Annotated in this window: 4 tRNA genes and 1 rRNA gene; all 5 read right to left on the bottom strand. The window is 49.1% G+C overall.

Annotated elements, in window-relative coordinates:
* Positions 1-50: 50 nt before the first annotated feature.
* The 5 genes from rrf to CD29_RS19345 all read right to left on the bottom strand — a co-directional run bounded on the left by rrf (position 51) and on the right by CD29_RS19345 (position 581).
* Positions 51-166: ribosomal RNA gene (rrf, locus tag CD29_RS19365) — 5S ribosomal RNA — on the bottom strand.
* An 87-nt stretch (positions 167-253) separates the two neighbouring features.
* Positions 254-325: transfer RNA gene (locus CD29_RS19360), tRNA-Glu, on the bottom strand.
* A 3-nt stretch (positions 326-328) separates the two neighbouring features.
* Positions 329-419: transfer RNA gene (locus CD29_RS19355), tRNA-Ser, on the bottom strand.
* Positions 420-422: 3 nt separating this feature from the next.
* Positions 423-497 (bottom strand) — tRNA-Asn (locus CD29_RS19350).
* Between the two features lie 7 nt (positions 498-504).
* Positions 505-581: transfer RNA gene (locus CD29_RS19345), tRNA-Ile, on the bottom strand.
* Positions 582-637: the final 56 nt, after the last annotated feature.

Genomic DNA, 637 nt, shown 5'->3' with positions numbered 1-637 from the left:
CCCTGCTTGTAAGGCAGGTGCTCTCCCAGCTGAGCTAATCCTCCAGGTAAGCCTAGCAATGTCCTACTCTTGCAGGGGGAAGCCCCCAACTACCATCGGCGCTAAAGAGCTTAACTTCCGTGTTCGGTATGGGAACGGGTGTGACCTCTTTGCCATTATCACTAGACTATTTATTTTGGACAAGATTTATATTACCATAAATCACTTAAATTTCAAGTATATTTTTTTAGAGATAATAAAAATCTTTAAAAAATGACCCGTACGGGATTCGAACCCGTGTTACCGCCGTGAAAGGGCGGTGTCTTAACCACTTGACCAACGGGCCTTATGGCGGAGAAGGAGGGATTTGAACCCTCGCGCCGCGTTAGCGACCTACACCCTTAGCAGGGGCGCCTCTTCAGCCTCTTGAGTACTTCCCCATATGGCTCCGAAGGTAGGACTCGAACCTACGACCAATCGGTTAACAGCCGATTGCTCTACCACTGAGCTACTTCGGAATATTCATGGTGGGCCTAAATGGACTTGAACCATCGACCTCACGCTTATCAGGCGTGCGCTCTAACCAGCTGAGCTATAGGCCCATACTTCTATGGAGCGGGTGATGAGAATCGAACTCACGACATCAGCTTGGAAGGCT

This window comes from Ureibacillus manganicus DSM 26584, assembly GCF_000772945.1.
Taxonomy (GTDB): Bacteria; Bacillota; Bacilli; order Bacillales_A; family Planococcaceae; genus Ureibacillus; species Ureibacillus manganicus.
This window is presented reverse-complemented; position numbering and strand designations above follow the sequence as displayed.